16 protein-coding genes are annotated in these 18,251 nt (G+C 35.3%); 4 read left to right on the top strand and 12 right to left on the bottom strand.

The window, feature by feature from the left end; translation table 11 throughout:
* The first annotated feature begins 8 nt into the window (after positions 1-8).
* On the top strand, positions 9-977 hold the full coding sequence (gene trpS / locus H4O20_RS11485) for a tryptophan--tRNA ligase (RefSeq protein ID WP_139854277.1): 969 nt from the start codon (positions 9-11) through the stop codon (positions 975-977).
* Here trpS and dprA read toward each other — a convergent pair.
* Positions 974-2,077: a DNA-processing protein DprA gene (gene dprA / locus H4O20_RS11480; protein ID WP_185099326.1), complete on the bottom strand. Its 1,104-nt coding sequence runs from the start codon at positions 2,075-2,077 to the stop codon at positions 974-976. The two genes, trpS and dprA, sit on opposite strands and share 4 nt — an antisense overlap.
* A 196-nt stretch (positions 2,078-2,273) precedes the next feature.
* Here dprA and H4O20_RS11475 point away from each other — a divergent pair, with 196 nt between their 5' ends.
* From H4O20_RS11475 to H4O20_RS11465, 3 genes are all read left to right on the top strand, one after another.
* Positions 2,274-3,212 carry an SPOR domain-containing protein gene (locus H4O20_RS11475; RefSeq protein ID WP_185099325.1) on the top strand — a complete coding sequence of 313 codons (939 nt, stop codon included), beginning with the start codon at positions 2,274-2,276 and terminating at the stop codon, positions 3,210-3,212.
* 90 nt (positions 3,213-3,302) lie between these two features.
* Entirely contained in the window at positions 3,303-3,812 is a 510-nt protein-coding gene (locus H4O20_RS11470) for an acyl-CoA thioesterase (protein WP_185099324.1), read from the top strand.
* A gap of 280 nt (positions 3,813-4,092) precedes the next feature.
* Entirely contained in the window at positions 4,093-7,572 is a 3,480-nt protein-coding gene (locus H4O20_RS11465; RefSeq protein WP_260402666.1) for a S8 family serine peptidase, read from the top strand.
* A 503-nt stretch (positions 7,573-8,075) separates the two neighbouring features.
* Here H4O20_RS11465 and H4O20_RS11460 read toward each other — a convergent pair.
* The 11 genes from H4O20_RS11460 to H4O20_RS11410 form a co-directional block, all read right to left on the bottom strand.
* On the bottom strand, positions 8,076-9,365 hold the full coding sequence (locus H4O20_RS11460; protein ID WP_185099322.1) for a murein hydrolase activator EnvC: 1,290 nt from the start codon (positions 9,363-9,365) through the stop codon (positions 8,076-8,078).
* Positions 9,366-10,130 carry a DUF4292 domain-containing protein gene (locus tag H4O20_RS11455; protein WP_185099321.1) on the bottom strand — a complete coding sequence of 255 codons (765 nt, stop codon included), beginning with the start codon at positions 10,128-10,130 and terminating at the stop codon, positions 9,366-9,368.
* Between the two features lie 4 nt (positions 10,131-10,134).
* Complete coding sequence (locus tag H4O20_RS11450) at positions 10,135-11,532, bottom strand: tetratricopeptide repeat protein (protein ID WP_185099320.1); 1,398 nt, start codon at positions 11,530-11,532, stop codon at positions 10,135-10,137.
* Positions 11,533-11,622: 90 nt separating this feature from the next.
* Positions 11,623-12,639 carry a sugar phosphate nucleotidyltransferase gene (locus tag H4O20_RS11445; RefSeq protein WP_185099319.1) on the bottom strand — a complete coding sequence of 339 codons (1,017 nt, stop codon included), beginning with the start codon at positions 12,637-12,639 and terminating at the stop codon, positions 11,623-11,625.
* A gap of 131 nt (positions 12,640-12,770) precedes the next feature.
* Positions 12,771-13,205, bottom strand: coding sequence for a dUTP diphosphatase (gene dut / locus H4O20_RS11440; RefSeq protein ID WP_139854269.1), 435 nt, complete (start codon positions 13,203-13,205; stop codon positions 12,771-12,773).
* Between the two features lie 11 nt (positions 13,206-13,216).
* A complete protein-coding gene (locus tag H4O20_RS11435) occupies positions 13,217-13,693 on the bottom strand; it encodes a hypothetical protein (protein WP_185099318.1) in 477 nt (158 codons plus the stop codon).
* Between the two features lie 8 nt (positions 13,694-13,701).
* Positions 13,702-15,156 carry a lipopolysaccharide biosynthesis protein gene (locus H4O20_RS11430; RefSeq protein WP_139854267.1) on the bottom strand — a complete coding sequence of 485 codons (1,455 nt, stop codon included), beginning with the start codon at positions 15,154-15,156 and terminating at the stop codon, positions 13,702-13,704.
* 103 nt (positions 15,157-15,259) lie between these two features.
* Positions 15,260-15,655: a thioesterase family protein gene (locus H4O20_RS11425; protein WP_139854266.1), complete on the bottom strand. Its 396-nt coding sequence runs from the start codon at positions 15,653-15,655 to the stop codon at positions 15,260-15,262.
* Positions 15,652-17,007, bottom strand: coding sequence for a magnesium transporter (gene mgtE, locus H4O20_RS11420; RefSeq protein ID WP_185099317.1), 1,356 nt, complete (start codon positions 17,005-17,007; stop codon positions 15,652-15,654). The genes H4O20_RS11425 and mgtE overlap by 4 nt, the downstream gene beginning before the upstream one ends.
* Positions 16,985-17,812, bottom strand: coding sequence for a 16S rRNA (adenine(1518)-N(6)/adenine(1519)-N(6))-dimethyltransferase RsmA (gene rsmA / locus H4O20_RS11415; protein WP_185099316.1), 828 nt, complete (start codon positions 17,810-17,812; stop codon positions 16,985-16,987). The genes mgtE and rsmA overlap by 23 nt, the downstream gene beginning before the upstream one ends.
* A gap of 67 nt (positions 17,813-17,879) precedes the next feature.
* Entirely contained in the window at positions 17,880-18,212 is a 333-nt protein-coding gene (locus tag H4O20_RS11410) for a DUF4286 family protein (RefSeq protein ID WP_185099315.1), read from the bottom strand.
* Positions 18,213-18,251: the final 39 nt, after the last annotated feature.

Genomic DNA, 18,251 nt, shown 5'->3' with positions numbered 1-18,251 from the left:
TTATAACAATGTCTAGAATACTTACAGGAATCCAAAGCACAGGTACACCTCACTTAGGAAATTTATTGGGTGCTTTAATTCCCGCCATAGAAATGGCGAATGATCCAAAAAACGAATCGTTCTTGTTTATTGCAGATATGCATTCGTTAACCCAAATTAAAAACGCTAAAACGCTTCGCGCAAACACCTACAGTACAGCGGCAACTTGGCTTGCTTTAGGTCTTGATGTAAATCGTGTAATATTTTATAGACAAAGCGATGTTCCACAAACAACAGAGCTCACTTGGTACTTAAACTGCTTTTTTCCTTTTCAACGTCTTACTTTAGCACATTCTTTCAAAGACAAAGCAGACCGTCTTGAAGATGTAAACGCTGGACTTTTCACTTACCCGATGCTAATGGCGGCAGATATTTTATTATACGATGCCGAAATAGTACCTGTTGGGAAAGATCAAATGCAACACATTGAAATAACTCGCGATGTAGCCTCTCGTTTCCATACTCAAATGGGCGAAACATTCGTAATGCCTAAAGGACAAGTGCGAGAAGAAACTATGTATGTTCCAGGTACCGATGGTTCAAAAATGAGTAAATCGAAAAATAATTATATCAATATCTTTTTGGCTGACAAAAAGCTGCGAAAGCAAGTAATGGCTATAGAAACCGATAGCACTCCATTGGAAGAACCTAAAAACCCAGATACTTGTAATGTTTACAATATTTATAAGTTATTAGCCACTCCTGAAGAAATTGCGCAAATGCGTAAAAACTACGAAGGCGGAAACTACGGGTATGGTCACGCAAAACAAGCGCTATTTGAATTAATTATTGAGAAGTTCTCTGAAGAACGTAAACGCTACAACTACTTTATGGAAAATCTTGATGAAGTTGATGCAGCACTTGCAGCGGGTGCAGAAAAAGCACGTAAAGTTGCCGATGGAGTTTTAAAAAGAGTAAGAGAGAAAGTAGGCTACTAGACCAACTGAAATAATTTTCCAGGCAAAGGGCGCACTACGCCCTTTATCTCCATATTCATAAGAATGCTAGCTGTTTTATATGCGGGAATATTACATTCCAAGGCGATTACATCTAGCATTTCTTTTTCTTTATCTTTTAGATATCGAAAAATAACCTTTTCCTCCTCATCTAGTTCAACAAAAAGCTGAGTTTGTTTAGATTTCTTATTTTCTTGAATTTCCCAGCCTAATAGGTAAATTATATCTGCAGCGCTTGTTATTAAATGAGCTTTTTGTTGCTTTATTAAATTATTACAACCCTTACTCTGCTTGTCTGTAGCTCTTCCTGGAATTGCAAAAACTTCTCGATTATATGATTGTGCTATATCTGCAGTAACTAAACTCCCCCCTTTTTCGGCAGATTCTATTACAACCGTCGCTTCTGAAAGACCAGCAATTATCCTGTTTCTTTTTAGGAAGTTATTTCTATCAAAAGCATCACTACTCCAAAATTCAGTTATAAAGCCTCCGTTTTCTTCAATTTTCGAAGCATAGCGTTTGTGATCTTTAGGATACATTTGATTTAACCCATGAGCGAGACATGCTATATTTTGCAAATTATTATCTATTGCGGCTTTATGAGCGCAAATATCAACCCCGTAAGCCAAACCAGAAACAATAACAGGGTTTAATGGAGCGAGGTCTTCAATTAACTGTTGACAAATAGCATTGCCATAACTCGTGATTCTTCGCGTGCCAACGATACTAATTATACGTTTTCCAACTAAATCGATATTACCCTTGTGAAAAAGTAAAATTGGGCCGTCTATGCAGTGTTTCAGTTTCTCGGGATAAGTTTTGTCTTGAAAATAACTATACTCAATATTATTGGCCTCAATAAACTGAAGTTCTTCATCAGCTTCTTCTAATTGTTTATTCAGGTTTATTTCCCTTAATTTCGACAATCCGATGCCATCAATTTTGGCGAGATTAGATTTCTTTTCTTTAAAAATTGCTTCGGCAGAACCTGTTTTTCGCAATAACTTTTTTGCGGAAATATCGCCCAAATTTGGAATTCGCTGTAAAGCAAGAGTATAACGAAGTTCATTTTTTGAAAGCATAATGGTAATTTTTAAAACCTCACAGACTCTTAAAATTACAATATTTTTTCACTTTAAGCTTATCTACCTAACTATCTGCAAGTTATTATGAATGAATTCTAACAAAAAAAGTATCTAATAATCATTTTGTAAAAGATGTTGATAATTTTTTAACTGATAACTTGAACCTCATCATAAAATAACTAACTTTGTTTCAATGCAACTAATTACCTACATAAACGATTTATTATACCGCTATGAATGCGTTATTATCCCAGGTTTTGGCGCTTTTTTAACCCGCCAAAAATCTGCTTATATCGATAGTAATACTAACACATTTCATCCGCCTTCTAAAATTGTTTCGTTCAACAGACAATTACAGGCTAATGATGGTTTACTTGCTAATTATGTGGCTTCGGTTGACAAGTGCAGTTATGAAACAGCACTTCAAAAAATAAGAAACTTTACTGCGGAAGTTTCTAGAGATTTATTGGAAGGAAAAGAAGTTTCTTTTAAAAACATAGGTGAGTTTTCGTTGAATGAAGAAAAATCAATTCAGTTTGAGCCTGTTCAACATCAAAACTTTAGCACCTCGTCGTTTGGACTTTCTACATTTGTTTCAGAAGAAATAAATCGTGAGATCTATAAAGAGGAGTCTAAATCTCAAAAAGAAAAAGAGCCTATAGTTTTAAATACCGAGAGAAAATCTTCAAAACCATATCTTAAATATGCCGCAATTGCAGTAATTGCTCTTTCCGCAGTTGGTTTAGGTAGCATGAAGATTTATGAATCTCAAATTCAGGAGTTTAATTATGCTGAACGCCAAAAAGCAAATTCACTTATTGAAAATCAAATTCAGGAAGCAACTTTTGTAATTTCAAATCCACTTCCAGTTTTAAGTCTAAATCTTCCAAAGCATACCGGAAACTATCATATTGTAGCTGGTGCTTACAGACTTGAAGAAAATGCAGTTAAAAAAATGGACGAATTACGCGAAAAAGGGTACTCTCCTTTTAAAATGCAAGCCTCTAAATACGGACTCCATCAAGTTTTATATGCAAGTTTTGAAAGTCGTTCGGAAGCTTTAAAAAAGCTCTATCAAATTCAAGCCAACGAGAATGCAGATGCTTGGATGTTAGTGCAAGAGCTTAAATAATTTTACAACACTCAGATAAAGTTTACCCATATTTCTCTTTTTTCTATTCTTTTACTTTTAACTTAGATATCTTTGCCAAAAAACCATCTAATGCAACCAAAAAAAGCCAAAGAATCACTTACTATTTATACAGATATGGTTTTGCCTAGTGAAACCAATCCAATTGGAAATATGTTTGGAGGAGAGCTTCTAGCTCGAATGGACAGAGCCGCTAGTATTGCCGCGCGTAGACACAGTAGAAGAATTGTCGTAACAGCTTCAGTAAATCACGTAGCTTTCAATAAAATGATTCCTTTAGGAAGTGTAGTTACCGTTGAAGCTAAAGTTTCTAGAGCTTTCAAAAGTTCGATGGAAGTTTATATGGATGTCTTTATTGAAGATCGTGAAAGTGGCGAAAAGAGTCTTTCAAATGAAGCGATTTATACTTTTGTGGCTGTCGATGAAATGGGGCATCCTGTAAGAGTCCCTGAACTAATTCCAGAAACTGAGTTGGAAAAAGAGCGTTTTGCCGCTGCTTTACGCCGCAAACAACTAAGTTTAGTCTTAGCTGGAAAAATGAAGCCTAACGATGCTATAGAGCTTAAATCTATCTTTCAATAAACTTACACTGAGAAGGTTAAGTTTCGTTGTATTTTAAGGCATTTTAATTGTTAAAGTAGAATATTTCTGCGAAATCTTGATTGCTTTTAAAGGTTAATAAATATATTTGGAATCTTTTAGTAGAAATCCTTATGAATTTATTATTAACTTAATTGCAATTATGAAAAAAACTACGCTTCCCCGGTTAAAACTTTTTTTGTTTTTTGCCTTAATATTTGTCTTTTCGACTTCCTTTGGGCAAAACAATTACAACATCAATTTTCAGGGCGAAAATTATGAGATGCCTGAAAATATCTCAAGCTTTAAATGGAGCCAACTTCCTGTATCAGCTAAAATGGCTGAAGGCTATGTAGGTTGGGTTCAATTTTATGAAACTCCAAAGCAATCTGTTCAAGATGCTTTTAAACAAAAAAACTTAGAATTAATTGAGTACATTCCTCACAACACATACTTATTCTATTTCCCAAAAAATACTTCTGTAGATTTTTTAAGAAATAACGGAGTACGTTCTATTGTAGCTGTGAATGGAAATGCAAAACTTTCTAAGGAATTACAAAACCCTCCTTATGAGTATTGGGCTATGGATGGGGATAACATTTTAGTGACTTTAGAGTTTCACAAAAATATTTCAGCAGATCAAGTTATTCAAGAGTTAGCTCAAAGACAAATTGCAGTAAAGCAACAATACAAAGGCGCTAACAATATAGAACTTTCTATTCCAAACAACTGCTTAGAGGACCTTGCAAATCTTTCATTTGTAAAATGGATTGAGTTAATTCCAGCTCCTTCTGTTCCAGATGATACTCGTGGTAGAAGTCTTCACCGTTCAAGTAATTTAGATACTCAAACTACTGCAGGTAGAAACTACACAGGTGAGGGAATTGGCGTATTATGCCGTGATGATGGTATCGTAGGACCTCATATCGATTTTCAAGGAAGAATAGACAACTCACAAGCTAGTGGTACAGGCCAGAACCACGGTGATGGTGTTTCAGGAATTATGTCTGGAGCAGGAAACTTAAACCCTTCGTACAGAGGTATGGCTGCTGGTTCAACACTTCACGTAGTAAATTACATACCAAGCTTTTTAGATGGACCAACCGTTTCACTTATCAATAGCGGGGATGTAGTTATCACAAACTCTTCATATAGTAATGGTTGTAATGATGGTTATACTTCTATTACACGTACTGTAGATACTCAAACAAAAGATTTCCCTAACCTTCTTCACGTATTCTCTGCAGGAAACTCCAATGGAAACAACTGTGGGTATGGAGCTGGAAACCAATGGGGAAATATTACAGGGGGTCACAAACAAGGTAAAAACGTAATCGCTACTGCAAACGTTTATTTTGACGGTTCATTGGTGTCATCAAGTAGTAGAGGACCTGCACATGATGGTAGAATTAAGCCAGATATTGCTGCAAATGGTCAGAATCAAATGTCTACAGATGAAAACAACACTTACCGAAGCTTTGGAGGAACTTCTGGAGCTGCTCCAGGTATTGCTGGTGTTTCGGCTCAATTATACGAAGCCTATGCAGGATTAAATGGCGGAGACCTTCCTCAATCTGCACTTATTAAAGCGGCTTTATTAAACACTGCTAACGATGCTGGAAACGTTGGACCTGATTACAAGTTTGGTTTCGGTATAGTAAACGGACTTCGTGCTGCAAAGCTTATCGAAGACGAGCGTTACCTTTCTAGCACTATCTCACAAGGTGATGCAAACAACCACACAATAAATGTTCCTGCAGGTACTAAGCAAGTACGTTTTATGGTTTATTGGAGTGATGCTCCTGCATCTCCAGGTGCTAACCCAGCGTTGGTAAACGACTTAGATTTAGTGGTAAAAGATCCAAATAACACAGATCACCTACCTTATATTCTAGATCCAACTCCAAACCCAACAACATTAAACTTACCGGCTACCAATGGTGTAGACCGTCTTAATAATGTTGAGCAGGTTGTAATTAACAACCCAACATCAGGAAACTACAACATAAACGTAACAGGTTTTAATGTACCTGTTGGACCACAAGAGTACTTTGTGGTATACGAAGTTATTACTGAAAACATCACGGTAACTTACCCTAATGGAGGTGAAAGTGTAGTTCCAGGTGAAGCTGAATCTATTCACTGGGATGCTGTAGCTGTAAACACTACGTCAAGTTTTGAACTTGAGTACTCAATTGACAATGGAAGCAGCTGGAATAACATCGCAACTGTTCCTAGCTCGACTACTAACTACGAATGGAATGTACCAAACTCAGTGTCTGGTAAAGCATTAATTCGTGTAAGTAATGGTTCGTCGCAAGATGTAAGTGATGATACTTTTGACATTGCTCCTTTAGTAACAGGGTATTTAGTAAGTCAAGTTTGCCCTTCTACAGCAACCTTTACTTGGAATGCAGTTACTGATGCAGAATCTTATGATTTTTATATCCTAGGTGAAAAGTATATGGAGGTTGTTGGTACTACTAACACTAACTCTATCACTGTTCCTATTACAGACCCAGAAGCAACGTTATGGTATGCAGTTTTAGCAAAAAATGCTACAGAAGGATGGGAAGGACGTAGAAGCGTTGCTAGAAAGCACGACGGTGGACTTCTTAACTGTACGTTAGCTAATGATGTGGCTGTTGAAGTAAATAATACTCCAAGTGATTTCAATCAGATTTGTAATCCAGGACCTGTTACTGTTTCGGCTAAGTTGACAAATACTGGTATAGATTCACAAACTAATTTTGATGTTAGTTATCAATTAGACAGTGGAAGCGTTATTACTGAAACATTTACAGAAACACTTTCTTCTGGTCAAACTATGATTTTTGATTTTGCAGAGCAAATTGAAATAACTACTAGTGGAACATACACTTTAACTGTCTCGATAGATTTACCAGATGATGAAAACCCAAATAATGATGAGGATGCACTTACATTCTATTCAGAAATTGAAGCAGCTCAGTTAGATTACGAAGAGCCGTTTGATGTAAACGGAATGCCACCTGAGGGGTGGACTATCTTTAATCCAGACAATAGTATTACTTGGACGCCTAGAAGTGTTACTGGAAGTACAGGTGCATCTACTTTAACTGCTTATGTTGATAATAACAGTTATAACGGCAACGGACAAGAAGATATATTACAAACTCTGTTTATCGATTTAACAACCGCGAATACAGCAAACTTAAGTTTTGACATTGCCAAAGCGCAATACTCATCAAGTTTCTCTGACGCATTTAGAGTAGATATATCTACAGATTGTGGAGCTACTTTTGATCAAATCTATTACAAACAAGGTTTAGATCTTTCTACAATACCAGGATATTTTACTGGATCTTGGGTTCCTAGTTCAGCGAATCAATGGCGTACAGAAACAATTGATCTTTCAGCTTATTTAGGTGAAAATGTTCAATTTAGATTTGTAAATATTACTGGTTACGGAAATAGCACTTATATAGATAATATAAATGTTAATGGTACATTAGGTGTTAACAAAGAAATTTTCAGCAATGTATCAATGTATCCTAACCCAGCTTCAAGTGAAGTAGTTATCAATTTGAATACTACGGTTCAAAACGATGTTTCTATTGAACTATACAACAGCTTAGGGCAAAAACTACAGACTATTTCTGAAAATGAAATGAGTGGTAAATCAAGAGGAACACTTAATGTTTCTGGTTATGCTACTGGTATTTACTTTGTGAAAATAAAGTCTGGAAAAACTAGCGCTACTAAAAAGCTGATAGTACAGTAATAATTTTAAAAAGTAAAATTCTAAAAACCAAAAAGAGGCTGTCTAACAAGACAGTCTCTTTTTTTATGAATCAACTTTACTAAAGCTTAGTGTTAATCCCTAAAAATCATGAGGTTAAGGCTATTAATGAATATGTTATATTGATACAACCATTTTCAACTATTAAGTAGCTAGAGAGAGTACAAATGCCTAAAAACTCCAACATGCCTTATGGCCTATATAACACACCTGTTGGTTTTACAACGATTCCAAAAAACTATTAATTAAAATAGAAGCTCTGCGAACAAGAGACAACGAAGCAAATTGTTGAAATTTATTATTTAGAAACTCTTAATCTAAACCATAACCAATCAACAAATACTTAGGAAATCAACTAAAAACGTATTAGTAATGTGTATAGGAATATTCAGAAAATGAATATATGAGGTTTGTGAAGGTTTGTATTATAATTTCAGCAAAGACCCTCCTTTAAAAGGAAGGTCTTAAATGCTTAGGTAAATTTTCTACATTCTATAAATCCAATCTGCTGGATTAATTTTTGTCTTATTCTTGTAGATATAGAACTTTAATAGCGTGCGCCCTTCTGTAGCGCTTTTTGCTACGGTACCAATAGTTTGTTTGGTAGATACTTTATCGCCTGTGTTTACGGAAACTGTAGCCAAATTACTGTACACAGACAAATAGTCTCCATGCTGAATAATAATCACCTTATTGGCACCTTTTATCATTTGTATAGACAACACTTGTCCTTCAAAAATAGAACGCACAGCAGAGTTATCATTTGTAGCAATTTCAACTCCACTATTATTAGTTGTAACATTCGGGAATTGTGGATGCCTATGCGTACCAAAACTCTTAGTTACCATTCCTTTTTCTACTGGCCAAGGCAGTTTTCCTTTGTTATTTGTAAAACTCGCTGCCAACGCCTTGTCTTCAGCAGTTAATGAAAATTCTTCCGATTTAGCCGGCTTTGTTATTTCATTCTTTGTTGAAGTAGTAACCGTAGTTCCTTTTGCCTTAGCTTCTGCAGCCGCTTTTTCTCTTGCAATTCTATTAGCCTCTTCAATTGCAGCTCTAATTATAGCTTCAATTTGGCGGTCTATAGCATCGGCTTCTTTTTGCTTATCACGTATTTGCGAAACAAATTTGCCCTCATCCTTCTTTAAGGTAGCCATTAGAGCTTGTTGGTTCTTTCTTTCTTCTGTAAGCTTTCGTTTTGCCTTTTCATTTTCAGCAATCAGCTTTTGTTTCTGCTTTTTCTGATCGATTAAATTTGTATTTAGCTGTTGTAATTCCTCAGTTTTTGCTTTTATTCCTTCGCCTTGTTTTTTTCTAAACGCCGCATATTGCTTCATATACTGAACGCGTTTATAGGCTTGCAAAAAGTTTTCAGATGATAGCAGAAACATTATTCTACTCTGCTGGTTTTTGCTTTTATACGATTTTTGAATCATGGCTGCATAATCAGCTTTCATCACTTTTAACTCCTCCCGAAGGGTACTAATCTTATTGATATTCTCGTTAATATTTCGAGTAAGCAAGTTTGCTTGCTGATTTGTAACTCGAATTAAATTTTCTGAAGCTGTAATACGTTGATTTAAATCTTCTACCTGTGAAAGCACAGATTTTTCTTCTTTTCTAGTTTTAAAAAGAAGAGAGTTTATTTGCTTAATCTCCTTAAGTATAGCTTGTCGCTTTTCCTCTAGTTCCTTTTGTTTGTCTATTTGTGCAAAGGAAGAAGTAACTGTTAGGAAACAGAAAAATAATAAAATATATGTCGAGAATTGCTTCATTTAATTAAGTTGAATTTCTTCGTAACCTTCTGGAATATCAAATGGAAAACCTATGTTCACATTCAAATCAATTTTTCTAAACGTAATTTCAATCAATGTACTCGATTCGTTTTCAGAAGTATTAATCATTATATTTTTTGGAAAATATTGTTCTTCCACTTTTTGATAGTCTCCATAACGAATTGCTAATATGCGATTGTCATCTGGTTGCGATAATGTTTCTGAAGCTATTTTAAAATTATCAGGGTTTATAAAAAGTGAATGTATGAAATTCTTAGGCTGTTGCTTTGGTTGAATTTTAAATTTATTTTGAAACACCTCAGATGTGTAATCTCCAGGGTTTAAAGTAAATATTGATTGCCCTAAAAGTAGATTTTGTGCTTGCTGAAAATTAATTGGAGTACCCAACCATTCACCTAAAAGTGCAAAATCCCCCTCAAAATAAGTTTTTCCGATTGTTTCATAATAGCTAACGCTTGTTGGAGTAATCAACACTTTTGCAATTGTAATTCCTAAGATGGAAGCTTTCACCCAAATGTTTTTATCTTTTTCCATACGCAAGCTAACGGTTATGCTTTGCGACTTCTTTTCGTCTTCATACTGCAACTGCATGCGGCCTGCCATGGTTTTAAATTCGGGAGCAGCCATTTTATGGGAAGAAATAACTTCCTTAGCAGAAGCGTGTTTTACGTTAGTTACAGACTTAGTTCCTCCACAAGAGGCTAGTACAAGTAAAAAGATTAAATAATATGGTTTCAGCTTCATAAAACTAATTAGGCATTTTAAGATTCGCAGCTTTATCTGAATAGGTTTTTGCTTTTTTTGCATCGCCTTTTTGCGAATAAGCTAAACTAAGTTGATTGTAAAAATCATGCTCCATTTTGGGATCTTCCATTAAAAAGTCCAATCCCATCTCTAAACTTTCAATGGCGTTATCGCTCAGGTATAAGCCATTGTTTGCAACTCCATTAAGCAAATACAAAAGCGGTTGCGCTGGAAAAATCTCCAAGCCTTCCGAGCTCAGTTTGGCCGCAGCTTCATATTTTTGAAAATCGATTTGCAGCAAGATGGTATTTTTTAAAAGATTGAAATTGTCTGGATTGATTACAATCCCTTTTTCATAGGCTTTTAAGGCATCTTCTTTTCTGTTTTTTGCAGCGTAATAGTCTCCTATCTTTTCATAAACACGTCCATTTTCAACAGAAAACTGTTCTACCACTCTTGTCAATTCTGCTTCGTAATCTGGATTGGAATTCACAAACTGAATAAAATCTGCGAGAACTTTATACTTAGTTTCTTTATCAATGTCTTCAGAAGCAAACACAGTTTTCATTGAGTTTATTGCCTCAGTAGCATTTTCATCATCTAAGTAAAACTTATAAAGCGCTAAGTGAACTATCTCAGATTTGGGATTATTTTTCAATAGATTTTTAGCTGTTTCGAAGGCTTTTTCAGTATTTCCTTGCTCGCTATAGAGGTAAATAAGGTTTAAGTATTCTCTTTCACTTTTAGGATTTTTATCAATCTTTCCTTCAAGATTTTCAATTGCACCTTCGGTATTTCCGGTAGCGCGGTAAATCTGCGCTCTTAAGGCATTGCGAATATCCGATTCACCCCAAGTTTCATCTAAATCGTCTAACTGCTTTAAAGCTTCGTCATACTTCTTTGTAAGCGTGTATAGATTCGCAAGATCTTCTTTATAATCCTCATCAAATTCCACCAGCTTTTTTACGAGAGGAATTGATTTTTCATACTCTTTTTGTTGATAGTACAAATCGTAAAACTGTTCGAGAACATCTAGCTTATCCCCTTGCGATTTTAGCACTTTATTGAAGTTTATTTCAGCAAGGTCATACTCTTTTAAAAAGACGTGGTTTTTACCCATCTCAAAATACACCACCGCTTTATTTTCTTCAGTATTAGCAGCTTTTTCAGCCTTATTTAATGCTGAAAGTGCTAACTCATAGTTTTCTATCGCTTTCTGTTTAAGACCTTCGAAAAAATTTTCCTGAAATGCATCACTCACATTTCCCAATTCATCCATCGGGTTTTCAACAGTATCGTTATTGTCTTTGGATGGAGATGGATTTATTTCTTGAGCATAAATATGCTGCGGAACAATAATTCCGAAGAGAAAAATGAAAGTATATAAAAAACTTTGTTTCAAATTTTATGTTTGGTCGAGCGCAGGCGAGACCTCAATTGTAAATTTAAGTATTAATGTCCCCTCGACTGCGCTCGAGGGGAAAATTGTATGCTATTTCAATTCAGAATAATCTCCAATACTCACATTGGTAAATTTACCATCAAATGTAGCGTAATTACCAATCATCGCGTTGTCAAGATTAGCGTTTTTAATCTTAGAATTTGTCTGAATTATAGTGTTTTTCACTGTGCTATCCTCAACTACCGTACCTTTACCAATAGACACAAACGGACCTACAGTACTATTTTTTAAAACTACTCCATCCCCAATAAAGCAAGGCTCGATTATATTAGAATTTTCAGTAGTAATATTCTCTGAAATTAATTGCTGATTTGCATCTGCAAGAAAACCTAACATTCTCTGATTGGTTTCAACTGTTACTTCTTTATTACCACAGTCCATCCACTCATCTACGGTTCCGGTTTTGAATATTTTTCCAGACGACATCATTCTTTTAATTCCGTCGTTAATTTGATATTCACCTCCGTTTATAATGTTGTTATCTAATACAAACTGCAACTCATTTTTAAGTTGAGCCACGTCTTTAAAGTAATAGATTCCAATTACAGCTTGGTCGCTTACGAATTCTTCTGGCTTTTCAACCAACTCGATAATTTCGTTTTTCTCATTCAAGTTAACCACTCCGTATGCTTCTGGGTTTTCTACTCTTTTAGTCCAAATTACCGCATCTGCATCTTTATCTAGGTCGAAATCTGCGCGAATTAAAGTATCGGCATAAGCGATTACCGCTGGGCCAGATAATGAGTCTTTAGCACACATAATTGCATGACCAGTTCCTTTAGGATCTAGCTGTCTGTAAATAGTTGGCTTTGCTCCTAAACCTTTTGCAAGTGTTTCAAGTTCGGCAATAACATCATCTCCAAAGAAGGCAGGATCGCCAAGGATAAATGCGATTTCGTCTATCTTTTCATTTAAAACTCCGGCGATATCTTCAACCAAACGGTGTACAATTGGTTTTCCGGCTACGGGAATTAATGGTTTTGGAACTGTTAAAGTGTGTGGGCGAAGGCGGCTTCCGCGACCTGCCATTGGTACAATAATTTTCATATATCTTCCTCTGAAATCACAGAGATTTTTATTTTATATTCTAATTAATCAAACGATTAAAAAAATATTTAATTAAACTTATATTTAAATTTTACATTTTTGTTTTCGACACTTCTGTTACTCAGAAATTGCTACTTACTGCCAGTGCTTCCAAATCCTCCGGCTCCACGTGAAGTATCTGAAAGTATTTCTACTTCTTCCCACTCGGCGCGTTCGTGCTTTGCAATTATTAATTGTGCAATACGTTCAGAGTTTTCAATTGTAAAATCTTCGTTTGAAAGATTCACTAAAATCACTCCAATTTCACCACGGTAATCGGCATCAATTGTACCAGGTGAATTTAATACTGTAATTCCTTTTTTGGCTGCTAAGCCACTTCTAGGGCGAACTTGAGCTTCAAAACCAACAGGTAATTCGATAAATAGCCCTGTTTTAACGATTGCTCTTTCTAATGGCTTTAAAGTTAATGGCTCATCAACACAAGCACGTAAATCCATTCCGGCAGAAGCAAATGTTTCATAAGACGGTAATGGATGGTTCGATTTGTTTATAATTTTTACTCTCAAAGCTTTTCTTTTTAATTGTTTTCAGATTCGTCTCTATCAATAACAAAATCTACAGCGTAAACCGATTTAGGAATCGCAAACATCTTTAAGTCTGTAGAAGTAAATGATCGAGCTTCTCCTTGTTTCAATTTATATTTAACAAGTAATTTGTTCTTTTTGAGCTTTGTTGCTGTAATTAAAATTTCCTGTTTAACATAACTAGGTTTAGCTATTAAAGCAACCACTTTGTTCTCTTCAAAATCAATTGGTGAAATTACGTTATTCATAGTTTTTGCTACTCCAAAAAACTGCTCAAAACGCTCTTTATCACTAATAACCACCGTTTTTACGGGAGAATTAAATTCGATTTCATTTTTAGGAAAATAATTTTCTAATAACTCAACTGAAAAACCTGAATTTTCATTTTCAATTACTCCTAGGTTTTCTTTATTCCCATCATTACATGCCAATAGCACGAACATACAGATAATAGAAAATAATATTTTCATTTTTAACTTTACTTTTTTAAAATTTTTAAAAATTCATTTTTTTCAAAATAGAATAAAATAGCGATAAACAGTAATAATAACGCAGATCCTATCCAAATATTTCGGTCGAAGAGGTAAAAGGAAATTGCTGAAAATCCTACAGCTAAAACCAAATAGCCAACTATCTTTTTCACTTCATAAGGAACATTGTAATACTTACGTCCGTAAAGGTACGAAAGCACCATCATACTTCCGTAAGCAGCAAGGGTTGCAAATGCCGAACCTATATACCCGATATAGGGGATTAAAACAAAGTTTAGCACCAGTGTAACTACAGCTGCAAAAACCGAAATATAAGCCCCGTATTTGGTGCGGTCTGTAACCTTATACCAAACAGAAAGGTTGTGGTAAATTCCAAGAAACAGATTTGCCAATAAAATAATGGGTACAATCTTAATCGCCTCCCAATATTGGCTGTTTGGAATTAGAATTTGTTTGAAAAGATCTATATATACTATTACTCCAAGTAAGATTAAGCAACCACACAGGGTAAAATATTTCGTAATTATTGCATAGGTATTTTTCGCATTTGCATGCCCCGAGTGATTAAAGAAAAACGGTTCTATTCCCAAACGGAAAGCCATTACAAAGAGCGTCATAAACATTCCTAACTTATAACAAGCCGAATAGAGACCAACTTCAACCTCAGCTACATTTTCAGGTAATAAATACTTTAGTAGGATTCTATCGAAGGCTTCATTAATACTAAAAGCAATTCCAGCAATAAGAACAGGAATTGCATATTTCATCATTTGGTTCCAAATAGTTTTACTGAAGCCAAAACCAATTTTAATATACAGAGGCAGTAATACCAATAGGGTTACTCCACTTGCAATTAAGTTTGCAATAAAAACATAAGCCACTTTATTCTCTGGAAACCATAGCGAATTCCAATAAGTGCTGTTTTCCGCTAGTTTAGGCAGCATTAACAAGAAAAACAGATTGAAAGCTAAGTTTATAACAACGTTAAAGATTTTTACTACAGCATAGCGCAAAGGCCTTTCATTTACTCTAAACCAAACAAATGGTAAAACTACCAAAGCATCCAGAGCTAGAATTAACAGGCCGTAAGTAACGTATTCAGGGTTAAAATCAGCAATAACAGCAATTTGATTTCTAAAAAGCATTGTTATTCCCAGGAATATAAAAGTAGAAACTGTGAGTGATGTTAAAGTCGTGGACTGTACAATTTTTTGATTGCTAGAGTCTTTGGTTACAAACCTGAAAAAAGCAGTTTCCATCCCGTAGCTCAACAGTACATTTCCCAAAATAAGGTATGCCATTAAAGTTGAGTAAATCCCGTATTCTTCGGGTAGCATTACCGAAGTGTATAACGGCACTAATATCACAGCCATTACCCTTGGTAAAACCGTGGCTAAACCATAAATAAATGTTTGCTTAAATAGTTTTTTAAAAACGCTCAAGTAAGTTCGGTTTTAATTCTTACAAGGTTTATTTAATTCCTTATATAAGTAGGCAAAAGTATTGAAAATTATGGTTTTGTAAGTAGTATGTGGGACTACTTATTTAAAGGAAAATTTTAGAAATTTCTTCAGTGATTTTAGTAGGTCTAAAAGTTTCAGCATCTAAGAAACACCACAAAGTTTGTGCTTCAACAATAACTTTACCATCTTCAGGTCTCACTATTTTATAATGCCTTTCGCTTTTCACACCTTCGTAGGATTCAATCCATGTATGTATCTCCAACTCTTCCCCTAAGAATGAAGGAGCTTTGTACGAAATAAAGTGATTAAGCACCACCCAAACATTTTGTTTACGTTGTTCTTCTGAAGTTTTAGAAATCCAATGAGCTTCCGCTGCTTCTAGACACCACTGTAGATAAATCACATTATTAACGTGATTTAACCCATCAATAGCCGAAGCCGGCACTGTGAAACGTTGTATAAAGATATCCGATTTCAAAATCCTAGTATTAATTTAGCAATTAGGAAATAAGTAAGAATTCCAAAAACATCGTTGCTAGTAGTAATAAACGGTCCCGTTGCTACTGCAGGGTCGATTCCTCTTTTATCTAAAATAATTGGAATGAAAGTACCGATTAAAGCAGCTAAAAGAATTACGGTAACCAGGGCTATACCTATACTAATAGACTCTAAATAGCTCGTTGAAAAGATAAAATGGCTTATAAAAAGTACTATTAGTGCAATGGCAAGACCGTTTACTAAGGCCAAACCAGATTCTCTAAGCAACCTAGCGAAAACATTGCCTTTTATAGTATCATTTGCTAAACCTTGAACAACTATCGCACTAGATTGTACCCCTACATTTCCAGCTGTTGCTTGAATAAGCGGGACAAAAATTAAAATTCTTGGAAAGCTCTCTAATATTTCTTGAAATCCTGAAATTATACTTGCAGCACCTAAACCACCAAACATTCCAATTAAAAGCCAAGGTAATCGAGCTCGAGTCTGCTTGATTATTCCATCGTCGGCTTCAACGTCGTGACTAATACCCGCAGCTAATTGGTAATCTTTCTCAGCCTCTTCTTTTATATAATCTACAATATCATCAATGGTAATTCTACCTACAAGAATTCCGTCTTCATCAACCACAGGAATCGCTTCCAAATCGTATTTCTGCATAATACGAGCAACTTCATCGGCTTCGGTGTTAACTCTTACGTAATCCACCTTTGGGATATAAACTTCACTAATATGTGCTCTTCCTGGTGCAGTAAGTAAATCTTTTAAAGAAAGTCTACCTTTTAGTCTTCCTTCTTTATCAGTAACATAGATAGAATGAACACGAGTAACGTTTTCGGCTTGACGGCGCATTTCGCGTACACATCCTGCTACTGTCCAAGTTTCTTTAACGCTTACTAACTCTTTTGCCATTAACCCCCCTGCTGTATCTTCATCGTAACGCAGAAGGTCTACAATATCAGCGGCGTGCTCTTCGTCTTCGATATGCCGAATTACTTGCTTTTGAATATCGTCATCGAGTTCTGCGATAATATCGGCAGCATCATCGGTGTCCATTTCTTCAAGCTCATCTGCAATCTCTGAAGGCGAAAGATTATCTAATATTCGCTCTCTAAAATCTTCATCTAGTTCGATTAAGATTTCACTAGTTACTTCACTATCTAATAGCTTTACAATATAAGTTGCTTCTTCGGTGTCTAACTCGTGTAGAAGCTCTGCTATATCGGCAAAGTGAAATTCATTTAATAATGCTTTTAGCTGCTCGCCATCGTTATTGGCAATTAGCTGTTCAACCTGCTCAATAAATTCATTAGTCAGTTGAAATTGCATCATTCTCCAGTTTTTTTGTAAGAGTTATAAATTGTGAAACAGAAAGTTGTTCTGGACGCTGGCCAAAGATAGTGTCTTCTTTTAGTTTATCAGAAATATTAAAAGATTTTAAACTATTTCGAAGCGTTTTTCTACGTTGTTGGAAAGCAGTTTTCACTACTTCATAAAGCATTTTTTCATCACACGGAATAGAATAATCTTCTTTCCGTTTTAATCGCAGTACACCACTATCAACTTTTGGAGGTGGATTAAATACTGTAGGAGGCACTGTAAAAAGATATTCGGCATCATAAAATGCCTGCGTTAAAACCGAAAGTATTCCGTAAGCCTTACTTCCTTCTTTCTCGCAGATACGTTGTGCAACTTCTTTTTGAAACATTCCTGTAAACTCTGGAATTTGCTCTTTCCATTCCAACATTTTAAATACAATTTGTGTTGAAATGTTATACGGGAAGTTACCTGTTATGCCAAATTGTTCATCATTGAATAGTTCTGAAAGATCGTATTTTAAAAAATCTGCTTCAATAATTTTGAGATTTTTGTTTGGGTAATTTTCTTTTAAATAAACAATAGATTCGGCGTCGAGGTCCATAGCTATAACCTCAGCGTCTTTGTTTATTAAATATTTGGTGAGAACTCCCATTCCAGGGCCAATTTCCAAAATGTTTTTGTAACCTTCAAGCGTAAGTGTATCCCCGATTTTTTCGGCAATAGTTTCGTCTTTTAAAAAGTGTTGGCCTAGGTGTTTTTTGGCGCGTACTGCACCGGTTGTATTAGCTTCTTTTTGGATCTTCGATTTTTTCTTCATTCATAACCTTTAAAAGGATGTTTAACTGTAAAAAACTGAAAAGGTTTTCCCCACAAACACAACAAAATTAATTTTTTCTGAAAAGCTCATTATGCGCTTCGCCTATTACCTCAAGTTCGGTACGGAATGAAACAACTTTCCCTTCAAAAGGTAAGCTTTTACCGCGAAGTTCTTCGGCATTTTCAGCAAAATATTTCTTAAGTGTTTCTTTACTATCTGTAGTGTATTGAACCGAATAGGTTTTCCCTCCCATTTCTTCTTCAACAACAACACGAGTCATAAGTGCTTTACTGAATTTACCTGTAGCTAGCATTGCTGGAATGTAATCAGACAACATCCACTGTAACCAAATGTCGTGGATAATTTCTTCTACATTCATTGTAACGTTATATATATACATATTTAAATATTATAAGTGTTTAAATCCCTATACCTTCTT

This window comes from Aequorivita sp. 609, from assembly GCF_014212065.1.
Taxonomy (GTDB): Bacteria; Bacteroidota; Bacteroidia; order Flavobacteriales; family Flavobacteriaceae; genus Aequorivita; species Aequorivita sinensis.
Note: the sequence above shows the minus strand (reverse complement) of the source record. Positions and strands in the feature narration are given on the sequence as shown.